Annotated in this window: 13 protein-coding genes; 5 read left to right on the forward strand and 8 right to left on the reverse strand. The window is 66.3% G+C overall.

The window, feature by feature from the left end; all coding sequences use genetic code 11:
- Positions 1-41: 41 nt before the first annotated feature.
- The 3 genes from NG698_RS01900 to NG698_RS01910 form a co-directional block, all read right to left on the reverse strand.
- Complete coding sequence (locus NG698_RS01900; protein WP_252607915.1) at positions 42-1,262, reverse strand: SWIM zinc finger family protein; 1,221 nt, start codon at positions 1,260-1,262, stop codon at positions 42-44.
- A gap of 377 nt (positions 1,263-1,639) precedes the next feature.
- Positions 1,640-2,830: a ribosome small subunit-dependent GTPase A gene (gene rsgA / locus NG698_RS01905; RefSeq protein ID WP_252607916.1), complete on the reverse strand. Its 1,191-nt coding sequence runs from the start codon at positions 2,828-2,830 to the stop codon at positions 1,640-1,642.
- Positions 2,831-3,119: 289 nt separating this feature from the next.
- Positions 3,120-3,659, reverse strand: coding sequence for a dihydrofolate reductase family protein (locus NG698_RS01910; protein WP_252607917.1), 540 nt, complete (start codon positions 3,657-3,659; stop codon positions 3,120-3,122).
- On the opposite strand from NG698_RS01910, the gene NG698_RS01915 reads away from it, so the two are divergent.
- Positions 3,652-3,885, forward strand: a complete 234-nt coding sequence (locus NG698_RS01915) for a hypothetical protein (RefSeq protein WP_252598730.1) — start codon at positions 3,652-3,654, stop codon at positions 3,883-3,885. The genes NG698_RS01910 and NG698_RS01915 overlap by 8 nt on opposite strands.
- A 5-nt stretch (positions 3,886-3,890) precedes the next feature.
- Here NG698_RS01915 and NG698_RS01920 read toward each other — a convergent pair whose 3' ends face one another.
- Positions 3,891-4,475, reverse strand: coding sequence for a histidine phosphatase family protein (locus NG698_RS01920; RefSeq protein WP_252607918.1), 585 nt, complete (start codon positions 4,473-4,475; stop codon positions 3,891-3,893).
- Positions 4,476-4,538: 63 nt separating this feature from the next.
- On the reverse strand, positions 4,539-5,354 hold the full coding sequence (locus tag NG698_RS01925; RefSeq protein ID WP_252607919.1) for an alpha/beta fold hydrolase: 816 nt from the start codon (positions 5,352-5,354) through the stop codon (positions 4,539-4,541).
- 352 nt (positions 5,355-5,706) lie between these two features.
- Here NG698_RS01925 and NG698_RS01930 point away from each other — a divergent pair, with 352 nt between their 5' ends.
- Positions 5,707-6,639, forward strand: a complete 933-nt coding sequence (locus NG698_RS01930) for a 5'-3' exonuclease (protein ID WP_252607920.1) — start codon at positions 5,707-5,709, stop codon at positions 6,637-6,639.
- Between the two features lie 22 nt (positions 6,640-6,661).
- Here the strand turns inward: NG698_RS01930 and NG698_RS01935 are convergent, their stop codons facing one another.
- Entirely contained in the window at positions 6,662-8,170 is a 1,509-nt protein-coding gene (locus NG698_RS01935) for an HNH endonuclease signature motif containing protein (RefSeq protein ID WP_252607921.1), read from the reverse strand.
- A gap of 189 nt (positions 8,171-8,359) precedes the next feature.
- On the reverse strand, positions 8,360-8,941 hold the full coding sequence (locus NG698_RS01940) for a hypothetical protein (RefSeq protein ID WP_252607922.1): 582 nt from the start codon (positions 8,939-8,941) through the stop codon (positions 8,360-8,362).
- A 163-nt stretch (positions 8,942-9,104) separates the two neighbouring features.
- Here NG698_RS01940 and NG698_RS01945 point away from each other — a divergent pair, with 163 nt between their 5' ends.
- The 3 genes from NG698_RS01945 to NG698_RS01955 all read left to right on the forward strand — a co-directional run bounded on the left by NG698_RS01945 (position 9,105) and on the right by NG698_RS01955 (position 14,517).
- Positions 9,105-11,279 (forward strand): elongation factor G-like protein EF-G2, encoded by a 2,175-nt coding sequence (locus tag NG698_RS01945; RefSeq protein WP_252607923.1) that lies wholly within the window; start codon positions 9,105-9,107, stop codon positions 11,277-11,279.
- A 24-nt stretch (positions 11,280-11,303) separates the two neighbouring features.
- The gene (locus NG698_RS01950) at positions 11,304-12,560 is read left to right on the forward strand and encodes an MFS transporter (protein ID WP_252598737.1); all 1,257 of its coding nucleotides are present in this window, start codon (positions 11,304-11,306) and stop codon (positions 12,558-12,560) included.
- Between the two features lie 103 nt (positions 12,561-12,663).
- The gene (locus NG698_RS01955; protein WP_252607924.1) at positions 12,664-14,517 is read left to right on the forward strand and encodes a gamma-glutamyltransferase family protein; all 1,854 of its coding nucleotides are present in this window, start codon (positions 12,664-12,666) and stop codon (positions 14,515-14,517) included.
- Positions 14,518-14,559: 42 nt separating this feature from the next.
- On the opposite strand, the gene NG698_RS01960 is transcribed toward NG698_RS01955, so the two are convergent.
- Positions 14,560-14,820, reverse strand: a complete 261-nt coding sequence (locus NG698_RS01960) for a hypothetical protein (RefSeq protein WP_252598739.1) — start codon at positions 14,818-14,820, stop codon at positions 14,560-14,562.
- Between the last annotated feature and the right edge of the window lie 69 nt (positions 14,821-14,889).

Consider the following 14,889-nt stretch of genomic DNA (forward strand, 5'->3'; position numbering starts at 1 on the left):
GTCGACGGCGTCGATGTTGCCGTAGCGGGTCTCCGTCAGAATCACGAGCGCCCCGAGCGACACCAGGGAGGCTCCCATGATGTACCAGGCGATGGACGAGCTCTGGTGCGTGACGCCCAGGAGCCAGGTGGCGATGAACGGTGTCGCGGCGCTGCCCAGGAGTCCTGAGAGCATGTACGCCACCGACACGGGGAGAGTGCCACGGCAGCCGATTCAGCTTCGAGCGCTTGCAGAATGCTGCCGCCCTCTCCAAGGCTGGTTGCCATTCCCTGCGGCTTGGCAGGACTGCTGAGCATGGCCCGCTGTGGCCCGGATCCGGGGTACCGCGCCACGGTGACATCCAGCACCGCGCCCGCGAGCTGCGGCGTCGCCAGCGCCTCGCTCTGGGCAGCAAAATCGAGGACGACGACGACCGTTCCGTCGGGTGCGCGGAGCCAGGTCCGCTGCTGCTGGAGCCGCCCGTCGTCGCTGCGGTGGGCGCCGAGCACCAGCCACGGCCCATGCAGTGCCTCGGTGCCCTGAACGTCGGCGGCAGGCGTGGCCCAGCCGACGGCCACCCGGAGATCCGCAAGCTCTTTGCCGCTCAAGGTGTCCCGCTTGCTCCAAGCCTTGGTCACTGCCCACCAGCGGCCCGCCCGCAGCAGCAGGTGATCTGCCCAATCGGTCCGTGCGTGCACATCCGATCCCATTGTCCGTACCTGTTCAGCCAAACCCGGGAGCTGGGCGTCGACGAGCCGTGCTGCCACTCCGTCCCACCAGGCATACGGCTGGGTGCGGGCAGTTGCCAAGCTTGTCCGCACCAGATCAGTCAGCCACCGGGCAAAGTCGTCCATCCCGGCATCCATCAGAGCTATTCGGTCGGCCAGCCGCTTGGCCTGGGCCGCCGGATGCACCGGCTGGTCAGGCTGGCGCCGCTCCCTTACGGTGGCCCGTTCCGCCCGCTGGGCCGCCCATTCCTGGGCGAAATCAGCGGTCTTCGCCCCGGCGTCGGCCGCTTCGCCGCGAGACCACAGAAGCAGCAGCGCCAGCGCGTGCTTGCAGGGAAACTTCCGGCTGGGGCAGGAACATCTGTAGGCAGGCGCGGCAGTATCCACGCTCACCTGGGGGGGAATCTTGCCGCTGCCTTGGCACTTGCCCCAGACCAGGACATCGTTGCTGCCTGTATCGGACCATGGACCCTGACGTGCCAGCTTACGGGCGGCTGCCAGGGAGGATGCGTCGGGAGCGGCGTTGATAACCCGCTCCTCGCTCCAACGCCCCATGAAGCACATTGTGCCCGATGCCACAGGAAGCGTAAGCGAGGCGGCGCGGCGTGGCGGCGGTGCGGGGGGCGGCAACCCGCGTTCCGGCCGGATCCGAAGCAAGATTGCCGGAATCTTGACCCAAACCGGCATGCTGGTGCACCCATTGCCGTTTAGGGTGGGCCCAATGGTTCAGGCGGCCGGATCAAAATCACCAGCGTTCGGAGCGCACTAAGTGGCCCAGAAAACGAAATCCTGCCTTCACCTTGGAGCGAAAAAGTGGACGACAAACCAGGCACCGCCGCGGGACACGAGGAAGATCACAATTGTCCGACGAGCCGAAGGCCAGGCCCCCTCTCTATGGCAATTACCAGGATCTGTGGCCCTAAACCGTCGGCTCAGCGCCGCTTGCGTTTGGACCGTTGGTCCTCCCGCCGCTCGGAACTGTCACGCTCTGCGGAACGCTGCGATTTCCCTGCCACCACCACCCTCTGGTGCCACTCGCGCTGGTAGGCCCGGCGGGCGGCGGCATCTGTGCGCCGGGCCAGGGCGGCGAGTTCGCGCTGGAGTTTGCCGTAGCTCAGCCAGCGGCGCTCATCGAGTGTCCCGTCCGCCAAAGCCGCCTGCACGGCGCAGCCGGGCTCCTGCTGGTGGGCGCAGTTGGAGAACCGGCACAGGCCGGCGAGTTCCTCTACGTCCCCGAACATCTCGCCTAGGCCTTCATCGGCGTCGAACAGGCCGAATCCCCGGACGCCCGGAGTGTCCATGAGGACGGCTCCGTTAGGCAGCGGCACGAGTTCGCGCGACGTGGTGGTGTGCTTGCCTTTGAAGTCGCCGGAGCGGACCTCGCGAGTGTGCTGGACCGCGCGTCCCGCCAGCGCGTTGATGAGCGTGGACTTGCCGGCGCCCGACGGGCCGAGGAGGACCAGCGTGCCGTGCGGCGGCAAGTGCTCCAGCAGCGCATCGATCCCGTCGCCGTTCTCGGCTGACGTGGTGACCACGTCCACGCCCGCCGCCTGCAGGATGACCTTCCCGACGACGTCGTCCGCTATGTCCGCAAGGTCGGCTTTGGTGATGATCACCAGCGGAACCGCGCCGGAATCCCAGGCTGCAACGAGCGTGCGTTCGAGGCGGTTGTGCGTGAGCGGCCGGTCCACCGGGACCACCACACCCACCACATCCATGTTCGCGGCCAGCACCTGCGCCTCCGATGAATCTTCAAAGGCGCGCTTCCGGCTGAGCTCAGACCGGCGCGGGAGGATCCCGGTGATCTGGCGGCCACCCGCGCGGTTGGGCCCGATCCAGACCCAGTCGCCGGTGACCGGAACGCCGGCGTCGAGCGGGTACGGCAGGTGGAGAAGTTCGCCGCCAACGGCTGTGAGCACGAGGTTGCGGTCCAGGCGCACCACCCGTCCGCGCTCGCTGTGTTGGTTCGCTGGGTGGCGGGTCCGGTGTTGGGGTTGGTGGGCGTCAAAATAACCGGCGACGGCCGGGGAGTAGCCGTACGTTGTGGGCCCTTCGGGGCCGGGGATCGAGTCGGAGGTTGAAGGGGAGTAGCTGTCCAGGCTGGTGCCTGAGGAATTATTCAAGGTGAGTCCTCGGGAGAGGTCTCCAGACTCCGGAATCAGCGCAGCCCTGCAGCCATTAGGCCTGTCCGTTGGTGTGTTGCGCGCTTACGCCGGGCCGATGCTGGAGACGGTGGTGATTGGATTGATGCGTGTGGGGCGCTCTGGGCGCGGGACCGTAGCAGTCATCAAAACCACCTCCGTTTCTCTCCAGATGTCCGGATGCTGTCACGGACTCTCGGCTCTGAGTTTAGCTGCCCGGGGTTGGGTTGAATAGGGAAGCTTCCGCTTCGTCCGGCCGCACCGGTTCCCATCAGCCGGTGGGGCCGGTCAGTTGATAGTTCAGCAGCACGATGCCGGACGGAAAGGAGCGGCACTCCCGGAGCGCAAGCTTTTTCCATTCGCTGATCCTGCCGAAGAAGGGCACTCCGCCGCCGAGGATGACCGGCACGACGGCGACGCCCAGTTCGTCCAGCAGGCCCAACTCGATGAATTCAGTGATGAGCTGACCGCCGCCGAACACGCAAATGTCCTTCTCCTCAGGGATGGCGGGCTTTATCCGGGCGACAAGATCGCGCAAATCTCCGGAGTGCAGGTGCGTGTTCCGTCCCGTGGCCAGAGTTTCATCGTGGGAGAGGACATACGTTGGAACCGCGGAGCCCCGGCCGCCCATTGCCGCCATTTCCCGGTATGTATTGGCACCCACGACATAGGCTCCGGTTCTGCGCTCAGTTGCCTCGCATCCGTAGTCCTCGTTCTTGGCCATGGCATCGTTCAGCCATGACAGGTCCCCGCTCTCTGAACGGATGTAGCCGTCGAGGCTGACCGCCATGCCGCCAAACATAGTGCCCATAGTCGCGACGCTATCCAGCGCCGATGTCACGGTCAAGACCACCACTTCGCTAGCCGAAAACGCCGGCTGGCGCACCTCCGGTGGCGGCCTATTTGTGGATTCCGATGCCGCGGGTTTTGCCGCCCACCGCGAATATGAACACATCGAGCGGATCGGGGCTGCACAGATCATTTCGCGGCTGGAGCGCAGGACCATCCAAACGTTCGAGGTTACGGCGGACGCCTAGGTTTATCAGCCCCGGGCTGCAGCCACTACGCGCTCGCCGTTGAAGTATTCGAGGTGCCAGCCCTCGGTGGCATGGTAGAGGGCAAGGTTCAGCACCGCGTTGTCGATCCTGTGCAATGTGCGGCCGATGGCGCGGTTAAGGCTCACCCGGAGGAGTGTGCCGTGTGCGACCACAAGGACGCGGCGGGCGGGGAATTCTTCGGCTAGTGCTTCCAGTGCACCCAACCCGCGCGCAGCCGCGTCTTCCTCGCTTTCGGCGCCGCGGTAGCCACCGGGTATGCGCAGGGCCTCCAGCTCGGGGCCGGCCTGCAACCCCTCTGCCGGTCCGAAGCTGCGTTCGGCGAGCGCCGGAATGTGCCGCGTAACGCTCAGCCCCAGCCCGTCCGCAATCACGCTGGCGGTTTCCGCGGCACGGCTAAGCGGCGAGGACACGATCGCATCCCACTCGTAGTCTGACAGGACGTCGACGGCGTCGCGCGCCTGGCCGCGGCCGACGTCGTTCAGCGGAATGTCGGTGGCTCCCTGGAGCCGACGCTGCGCATTCCAGTCTGTCTGGCCATGGCGGATCAGGGCGAAGGTCGTAAGGGTCATGCTGTCTATTCTGCCCTGACGGCGGGCTCGGTCCGGGCGGCCGCGAAGATTAGGGCAACCTTTCTAGGCCCAAGGGTCCGGTCCGGCGTTGCGGTCGATGAAGTCCAGGACAGCCGGATGGGCGGGATCAATAAGATGCCCGCCCGGGACCAGAACCGTATGGGTAAAGGGCAACGCACCCGACAACCTTGCGTTCACGGACCGGCAGGCCTCGGGGGAGTCCTCGGCGGAGACGATCAGGGCGGGCCGGCGGATCCCGGCGAGTTGCTCCTCGTTCAGTTCCAATGCATCGTCGCTGAGATCTAGGCCGTGGCCGTTGATTTCGGCCAGGACAGCGTGGCTCGTGCCGGCAAACATCTGTTTGAGCCCGGGGGGAAACGACTCCCACGTCGCGTCCCCCAGGGCTTCCCGGATCACAATCTCGGCGGCAAGCCCGGGCTGACCGTCCGTGCGCTCAAGCACACGGCGGCGCAGGCCGCGGGCCCAGGCGTCGGCATCCGGAGCGATGGTGAACAACGCCGGTTCCAATAGGACCAGCGCTTTGACTTTGTCCGGGAAACGGCGGGCAAGTTCGACGGCGATCAGGCCGCCTGTGCTGCGGCCGATCACGATTGCCGGCCCGGCATGGAGCGCCGCCAGGACTGCCGCTGCGTCGTCGACATGATCCACCAGGTCCAAGGTCGCGAACGGCCGCGGCGGGGCACTGCGGTGGAAACCCCTGCGGTCGTAGATGATGCAGCGGCCATGCCGGGCGAGTTCGGTTGCGGCGTCCGCCCACATCACAGCCGAACTGGGTGTTCCGTGCACGCCTAGTATTGGCGTCCCTTGGCCGCTCTCTTCGTAGTAGAGATCAACACCGTTGACGCTGAGGTGGGGCATGTCGTCAGCCTGGAGTTCGCGCGCTCACCGCAGGACACCACCCGGGCTCAGGGGCCCGGCCAGTGTTCTCGGTCGAATCCATAGGGGTTGGGAGCAGCGTTCCGCTCAGCCGCTGCGGCGGGGCCGTTCCGTTCGTCGTCGTGATGAGGTGGCGGGGCGTGCGGGTCCGAAGCCTGCTTCAAGGGCACGCGGGGCGCGGTCTCTACGGGTGCATCTTCGGCCAAGGGGAACCTCACAGACACAGAAGGTTGGCCCGCTGCTTGAACCGATAGAGGCATCCTAACCCCAAGGGAGCGTTCTGTCGCTGGTAAATGCTCGTAGCCCGGCAGCTGCTTCCGTGTCAGGATCAGGTATGCCACACCGCCTGATGCTGCTTGATACTGCGTCACTGTACTTTCGCGCCTTTTATGGCTTGCCGGACACGATCCGCCGTGCTGACGGAACGCCGGTCAACGCGGTTCGCGGTCTCCTGGACATGATCGCCCGCCTCACCACGGATTACGGGGCAACGCATCTGATTGCCTGCTGGGACGACGACTGGCGTCCGCAGTGGCGCGTGGACCTCATCCCGACCTACAAGTCGCACCGGGTTGCCGAACTTGTGTCGGATGCCCCCGACGTCGAGGTCGTCCCGGACGCGCTCGAGGCGCAGCTTCCGATGATCCGCCGCGTGCTCGAACTCGCCGGCATCGCCATCGTGGGGGCCGCGGAACACGAGGCCGACGACGTCGTCGGTACTTATGCCAGCCATGCAGACCTTCCCGTCGATGTGGTCACCGGAGATCGTGACCTTTTCCAAACAGTCAACGATGACCGTCAGGTGCGGGTGATCTACACCGCGCGGGGCATGAGGAACCTCGAAGTCGTGACCGACGCCGTCGTCGTCGGGAAGTACCGCGTGCTGCCCCAACAGTATGCCGATTACGCCACCCTGCGCGGCGACGCCTCCGACGGGCTGCCAGGCGTGGCCGGCATCGGCGAGAAGACCGCTGCTTCGCTCCTTGGCGAGTACGGCACACTGGAGAACCTGCTCGCTGCAGCCGCTGACGGTGGCGGACTATCCGCCTCGGTTCGGTCAAAGCTGGCCGCGGCCGCCGACTACCTCACGGTCGCGCCAACGGTTGTGAAAATCGTGCGCGACCTCCCGCTTCCCACCCTCGAGGAAGCCGGAGCACAGCTGCACCCCGTCGGCGGGGAATCGCGCGCCGAGCTGGAGCGTCTCGCCGTCGAATGGAACCTTGGAGGCTCGGTCAAACGGCTGCTCGACGCGCTTGACCGGCAGTAGCGGTGATTGCTGCAAGGCCCAGCTAGACCGTTTGCGGGATTCTCCACTCCGGCCATGGCTCGTCGAGCGGTGCCTGTTGCCAGCTCCACTCCGGCACGGGATCGACAGGGCGCAGATCTGAAGCAGGCGGTTCGGCGGGCAGGATGTCTTCGGGCACGTCAGGACCAAGTTCCTGATGTCCTAGTCTGCTCATGATGTGGGGTGGCCAGTAGGGTGGTTCCCAGTCCTGTTGTTCGCTGGCGTACTGACGGCCTGTCGGTGAGATCCAGCCGGGTGGCTTGCCGGCGCTCGCCCCGGTGGGTGTCCAGGCGGTTGTGTGTTTCAGACTGTGGTGTTTGTGGCATGGCTGGCCGAGGTTGCTGAGGCCGGTGGTGCCGCCGTCGGCCCAGGCGAGGAGGTGGTCGGCCTCATTGTCCAGAGACTGGTTGGTGCAGCCGGGGAACGGGCATTTGCCGTCCCGCAGGCGGAGCCATTGCCGCATGCTGACGGGGATGCGGTAGCTGGTACGCCCGATCTCCAGCGGTGCCCCGTCGCGGGGGTCTGTAAGGACCCGGTGGAACGATGTGGAACTTTCGGCCATGAGCCGGCTGGCCATCGACGTCGGGATGGGCCCATATCCGTCGAGCATGGCGGGCTCGTCGGTGAGGCCCATCAGGGCGAACACCGGCACAGTCACCAGAACCTGCGCCGACGGTGACGGCACGTGCTCCGCAGTGCCGCCAAGGAGCCACCCGGCGGCCACGTCGGCGCGGATTTGGCTCAGGTTCCGGTCCTCATGGGGTCCTTGGAGGGCGCGGGCCGCCGTGGTGGTGCGGTCCCAGATCCCGGCCGCCTGGTCCGCGGGGAGGTACGCGCTCAGCCAGGCCATGCCGTCCCGGTCCGGGGCGAACTCCAGCCGGCGATCCAGGGCGCTTTTGGTGTGGCGTTTTTCGATGCTGTCCGGATGGTGGCGTTCGCGCCAGGTCCGGGCTTTGTGCCGGAACCTGGACGGAACGAGTTCCCCCGCGGGACAGCATTGTGCCGGGTTGGGTGCGTCCGGGTCCAGGAAGTGGGCTTCCAGGGCGGCGGCGCCAGCCGGGTTCAGGCTGGCGGTTTCGTCGACCATGGCCCGGGCGTGCTGCCACGAAATGTTCCCGTCCTGCAGGGCGGCCAACGTCAGCGGGAGGGTGGTTGTCAGTTCGTGGGCCTCGGACAGAAGCGCACCGGCCGTCCGTTCGCTGACCGTCAGGACGCACGCCACCTCAGCGACTACCGCCATCTCCTGAGCGATGCGGCCCTGCGGCAGCGCGTTCGGGGAGGCCATCGCCCGTGTGGTGTCTGTGAATCCGGCGGCGGCGTGGACCACCAGGGCAGCCGTCGCAGCTTGCAGTCGTGCGGCCACCGCGAGCGTGTCCAGCCAGCCGTCAGACTGCTGCCGCAGCGGATCCGGATCCCCTGGACCGGTGAAGCCTGCGCCAGGGATCACCTCAGCAAGCGCAGCGACAGAAGCCTTGATGGCCTCCAAAGCCTCCACCGCTGTTGTCCTTTTCATACTCACATCATCTTGCGAGCCACTGACATTTAAGGTCCCCTCTAGCCAGTAACGAGAAATACTTTGGGAAAGTTTTTCGCGTGGGGCCTCAAGTGTCCGTTCGCGCAGGGGTGTGGGGGAGTGGCCGCAAGGGTCCGTTCGCGCAGCGTGCGGGCCTGGAACGGTGCCGCGCTCTGACGCGTTGGCAGCTCAGTCAGCCGCAGAGAGGAACCGGCCGTTCCTGATCCGCGACGGGCCAAAGACGACGGTCAGCGGGGCAATCGTCCGCGGCCGGTGATCCCGCGACAGGGGACGGCCGACGGCGACATGGGGCACCCAGTGCGGGTACCGGTAGCCCAGCGCCGGGGAGCTGAGGATGAAGTCGTCCATATTGTCCACGAGGAGCCGGTCCAGGAGATCATGCAGGCCCTGCACCAGAAACACCTGGTAGTCGTGCACGCGATCGGGCACATCCACTTCGAGCCCGGAAATGCCGCCGCCACCCAGCACGATCACTTGTTCCGAGGTGCCCGCAAACCCGTCCAGAACGGGCAGGCCCTGCAACCAGCCCGTCGTGCGCCGGGCGGCTTCACCGGCCGAGGTGATCCCCTTGGTCCAGTCCGCGACGTCCTGCGCAAAATCCGCCAGGATGCCGATATGCAGCAGCGTCAGGTGCAGCCCCTGCGGCCTGCGCAGGGCATTGACATAGCTGGCCAGCGCCTCGTAGTCGGACGGGCCCGCACCAACCGTGAGGACGGGAACCTCCACTGTGATGCGCGGAACCGGCTGCATGGGACCCCCTCACAGTGGCACGGACTCTTGGGCTCTGGCTGCCATTATCCTCCGCTGCGGCCACCCCGTCCCGGCGCGTGCTCTTGCCCTTGCGCCCGCCAGGGTGTCGAATCAGAGAAACATGATTCGGCCCGGTGCATGGCAAAGACGCCAGGAGGTTCCCATGTCAGTGAAAGCCGCAAAGGACGCAGCACGGACACCGGGGCGGGGAGGGCCGGAGGTGCGCCGGGCTGATGCTCCGCACGGCATCGCGGCAACAGATCCGGAACAGGTGCGCAACGTGGCGCTCGTGGGGCATTCGGGAGCCGGGAAGACCCTGCTGATCGAAGCAATGCTGGCCGTCCACGGCATGATTTCACGCAAAGGCTCCATCGCGGAGGGCACCACCGTCAGCGATTCTGACCCTTCGGCAGTGCGGCAGCAACGGTCGGTCACGCTGTCCCTGGTTCCGCTGCTCGTCGACGGGACCAAGGTGAACCTCCTGGATACTCCGGGATATCCGGACTTTATCGGCGAACTTCGGGCGGGGCTCCGGGCTGCGGACGCCGCCCTCTTTGTTGTCTCCGCCGTTGACGGCATCGACGCCACCACTACGGCGCTCTGGGGCGAATGCGAAAGCCTCGGGATGCCGCGGGCTGTGGTCATCACACGCCTGGACCACCCTCGGGCAGATTACGACGGCGTCCTGGCCGCCTGCCAGCAGGCGTTCGGCGACGCGGTGCTGCCGTTGTACGTCCCGGTCAGGTCCGGCGGCGAAACCAGCGGGCTGCTGGGACTGCTGACGGGCACAGTCTCTGACGACTCCGCCGGGGAGGCGGCGGCAGGTTCCCGGGACGTTGACGCCGGCGAGCGCGCGGCGTCGGAAGCCGCCCGGGGCCGGCTCATCGAAGGGATCATCGCCGAGAGCGAGGACGAGACCCTGATGGACCGCTATCTGGGTGGTGAGGACATCGATACCGATGTCCTCACCGCGGACCTGGAAACCGCCGTCGCCCGCGGTTCCTTTTTCCCGGTGGTGCCGGCCTCGGCTGTCACCGGACTCGGCACGGCGGAACTGCTGGAAGTCCTGACCCGGGGCTTCCCGTCGCCGGTGGAGGGCCGCCTCCCGGAGGTGACTGACCTGGCGGGCGCTCCAGCGGCGGCCTTGGCCTGTGACCCGGACGGGCCGCTGGCCGCTGAGGTGGTCCGCACCACCATTGATCCGTTCCTGGGGAGGGTCTGCCTGACGCGTGTATTTTCAGGTACTTTGCGTGCTGACACTCCAGTGCACGTCGGCGGGCACGGGCTCGCGGACCGCGGCCATCAGGACCATGACACCGACGAGCGCGTCACCCACCTGTATTCTCCGCTGGGCCCCAACCTGCGTCCGGTGGCGCACTGCGTGGCCGGTGACATCTGTGCGGTGGCGAAACTGGGAAGCGCCGAAACCGGGGACACCATTTCGGCGAAGGACCAGCCGCTCCTGCTGGCTACCTGGGAGATGCCGGAGCCGCTGATGCCGGTGGCCGTCGAGGCGGACTCGCGCAGTGACGAAGACGCGCTGGCGCGGAGCCTGGCGAAGGTGGCCGCCGGCGATCCCACGCTGCGTGTTGAGCGGAACGCGGAAACACACCAGCTGATCCTCTGGTGCATGGGGGAGGCCCATGCCGACGTGGTGCTGGACAGGCTGCGCGACCAGGGCGTGAAGCTGCACACCGTTGACGTAGTGACGCCACTGCGGGAAACGTTCGCCGCCCCGGCAACGGGCCACGGCCGGCACGTCAAACAGTCCGGCGGCCACGGGCAGTATGCCGTCTGCGACATCGACGTGGAGCCGCTGGACCGTGGCGGCGGGTTCGAATTCGTCGACAAAACGGTGGGCGGGGTGATCCCAGGAACGTTCATCTCCTCCGTGGAGAAAGGGGTGCGTGCGCAGATGCAGAAAGGGCTGGCTGCCGGGTTCCCCGTGGTGGACCTCCGCGTCACGCTGGTGGGCGGCAAGGCCCACAGCGTTGACTCTTCCGACGCCGCCTTCCAGGCGGCGGGGGCCCTGGCGCTCCGGGAGGCTGCCGCGGCCGGTCGCATCCAGCTGCTCGAGCCGGTTTCCGCGGTCAGCATCACCGTGTCCGAGGCGCACGTGGGGGCCGTGATGAGTGACCTCTCAGCACGCCGCGGACGGCTCACCGGCACGGCCACCTCCGGTAGTGAGCTGACCGAAATCAGCGCGGAAGTCCCGGACCAGGAACTGCTGAAGTACGCTGTGGAGCTGCGGGCGCTGACTGCCGGGACCGGCCGGTTCCGGCGCCGGTACCTCCGGCATGACCCGGTGCCCAGCGGCTCATCAACGCCACGTTTATGAACGCCACGTCATGAACGGATCGTCATGAACGCCGCCGCGCGGAAGATCCAGCGCATCTACCTCACCCTGACGCTGGGCAACACCCTTGCGGCCTCCTTCATCTGGGGCATCAATACGCTCTTTCTGTTGGATGCCGGGCTGAGCAACCTGGAAGCATTCGCGGCCAATGCCTTTTTCACGGCCGGCATGGTCCTGTTCGAAGTGCCTACCGGGGTCATCGCGGACGGTTGGGGACGCCGGGTCTCATTCCTTCTCGGAACTGTGACCCTGGCTGCCTCCACCTACCTGTACTACCTGCTCTGGCAGTTGTCCGCTCCCTTCTGGGCCTGGGCAGTGGTGTCGGTCCTGCTGGGCCTGGGCTTCACGTTCTTCTCCGGGGCCGTGGAGGCTTGGCTGGTGGATGCGTTGCGTTTCTCCGGCTACGACGGTGAGTTGGAGGCAGTGTTCGGGCGGGCATTGATGGTCTCCGGCATCGCGATGCTCGTCGGTTCGACGGCCGGCGGCGTGATTGCCCAGGCCACCGACCTCGGCGTGCCGTTCCTGTTGCGCGTTGGAGTGCTCCTGGCGATGTTCGGGGCGGCCTTTTGGCTGATGCGCGATGTGGGCTTCACTCCGGAACGTTCTCCCCATCCGCTCAAGGCGAGCCGGGACGTGCTGTCCGCCTCCATCGACAACGGCCTGAAAAACCCGCCCGTACGGTACATCATGCTCGCAGCGCCTTTCAGCGCCGGCGTCGGGATCTATGTTTTCTATGCCCTGCAGCCCTACCTGCTGGAGCTCTTCGGTGACCCGCGCGCCTACTCCGTCGCCGGCCTCGCGGCGGGCATTGTGGCCGGGGCCCAGGTGGTGGGCGGCTGGCTGGCGCCCATGGTCCGGCGCCTGGTCCACAAACGCACCACGGTCCTGGTAGCGAGCAGCAGCATGGGCGCCTTGATCCTAGTGGCTCTCGGTATCACGCGTGTGTTTTGGGTGGCGTTGCTGCTGCTGGTGTTGTGGGCACTGATCTCAGCGGCGGGCACTCCGGTGCGGCAGGCCTATTTGAACGACATGATTGCTTCAAAGCAGCGGGCAACGGTGCTCAGCTTCGATTCACTCATGGGATCCAGCGGTGGAATTGTGGTGCAGCCGCTGATGGGCCGGGCAGCGGACGTGTACGGCTACCCCCTTTCGCTTGCCATCAGCGGTGTGATCGAACTGTTCGCCGTGCCGTTCCTGCTGGCGAGCCGGCGGCGGCGCTCGCCGGCCGACACAGCAACCACCGAAGCCGGCACACCGGCCTGAAGCCATGGCCTCGGCACAAAAAAGTTGAGCCTTGAGAGTCCCAACCCGGCGGAGTATCGTGGCGCAAACCCACCCTGCGCAACACCCCGACTTGGGAGAGATCATGCCTAGTGTGCGACGTCAATTAGCTGCTGTAACGGCTGTTCTGGCCTTGAGCGTGACGGGTGGGGCGGTGACCAGCCCCGCGTTCGCAGATCCCCGCGCGACCGATAAAACACCGATGGCGACCGGGTACGGCGGGGCGGTGAGCACCGTTGACCCGGAGGCGTCCGCTGCGGCTATCGAGGTCCTGCGCGACGGCGGCAATGCGGCGGATGCCGCCGTGGCCGCGGCCGCGACCCTGGGTGTGACCGAGCCATACAGCGCCGGCGTCGGCGGAGGCGGATACTTCGTGTTCTACGACGCGAAGACCGGCAAAGTGGGAACCATCGATGGTCGGGAAACGGCTCCGGCAACGATGCCGACCACTGCGTTCGTGAATCCGGCCACCGGCGTCGTATACACGTTCGCAGAGCTCGTCTCGAGCGGCGTCTCCGTGGGCGTCCCCGGAACGCCGGCGACGTGGGAACGGGCGCTGGAGCGTTGGGGGACGCTGGACCTTGACGAGGCCCTCGAACCTGCCATCAAGGTGGCCAACCGCGGCTTCGTGGTGGACGAGACCTTCCGCCAGCAGACACTCGACAACAAAGTCCGGTTCTCGGCCTTCCCCGCCACGGCGAGTCTCTTCCTGCCCGGCGGTGACGCTCCCGCCGTCGGCAGTATTTTCCACAGCAAGGACCTCGCCAAGACGTACCGGCTCCTCGCGAAGGAGGGAACGGATGCCTTCTACGGCGGACAGCTCGCGACGGAGATCGCGGCAACTGTCAAGGACCCGCCGAAAGACCCCGCCTGGGTGCCTCCTGTGACTGTCCCGCCCACCAGCATTCCAGCCCTTCCGGGCTACCTGACGACGGCGGATCTCGCCGCATACCGGACGCTGGACCAGGAACCCACACATGTGGAGTACCGCGGCTACGACGTTTACGGCATGGCGCCCTCCAGCAGCGGTGGCACAACTGTGGGCGAAGCGCTGAACATCCTGGAACCGTTTGACTTGTCGCCCACGGCTAAACCAGCTGCCCTGCACCACTACCTCGAAGCCAGCGCGCTCGCCTTCGCAGACCGCGGCAAGTACCTCGGGGACCCGGCATTTGTCGACGTCCCCACCGAAGCCCTCACCGACCCGGTGTTTGGCAAGGAGCGGGCGTGCGCCATCGATCCGGGGACGGCGGCAATCAAGCCGGTACCGGCAGGGGACGTGTCAGACTACAACGGCGTGTGCCCGGTTGCACCTGCGGCAGCCGCAGACGAGAAGGACACCGAAAACATCTCCACGACCAACCTGACTGTCGCCGACAAGTGGGGGAACGTGGTGGAATACACTCTCACCATCGAGCAGACTGGCGGGTCCGGCATCGTGGTGCCCGGCCGTGGGTTCCTGCTCAACAACGAGCTCACCGACTTCTCCTATACGTCGACCAATCCGGAGGACCCGAACCGGATCGAGCCGGGGAAGCGTCCGCGCTCGTCGATGTCTCCCACCATCATGCTCAAGGACGAAAAGCCGTTCCTGGCGCTCGGTTCGCCCGGCGGATCGACCATTATCACCACGGCGCTGCAGACCATCCTCAACAGGGTGGACTTGGGTATGAGCATTTTGGACTCGCTCGCGGCCCCGCGTGCGTCCCAGCGCAACACAGCCAATGTCACGGCCGAGCCGGAGTTCATCAAGCAGTACGGAGACGCCTTGGCACCATACAAACACAAACTGGTACCCGCAGGTGACGCCTTCACGTCGGCTGCAGAGATCGGCGCCGCGACAGCCATCGAGTTTGGACCCGGCAAGAGCATGACGGCGGTTGCCGAGCCCCTGCGGCGCGGTGGCGGTTCCGCGATGGTGGTCAAACCGTCGCGGTGAGACGGGGTGCCGCGGTGAGCCGGATGGCCGGGGTGGGCCGGGTTACTGCCCCATCCCGGGCCGGACGGGGACAAACTCGATGCTGGTCTGCACCTTTTTCTGCGGGCCACGGGAAAAACCTTTGGCATCAAGGTGGTTCTGGGCGCGGTACACCGCCAAGGCGTCGTCGTAGATCTCGTTGAGCCGGCGGCCGGAGAATTCCTCTTGGGAGCCGTCGCTGAACGTGACTGTCACGGCGGCACTGGCTGGAAAGTGCCTCTTCATGCGGATGAAGCCTTCGGAGTCCTGCTGGAGGTTGATCAAGGGAAGTCCTGCTTTCGTGGTCGATGACCTCCAGTCTGACCTATCCCACCGCACGTGCGCTGACGGCGG

Origin of the sequence: Pseudarthrobacter raffinosi (assembly GCF_023913735.1) — a bacterium.
In the GTDB taxonomy this organism is placed as follows: Bacteria; Actinomycetota; Actinomycetes; order Actinomycetales; family Micrococcaceae; genus Arthrobacter; species Arthrobacter raffinosi.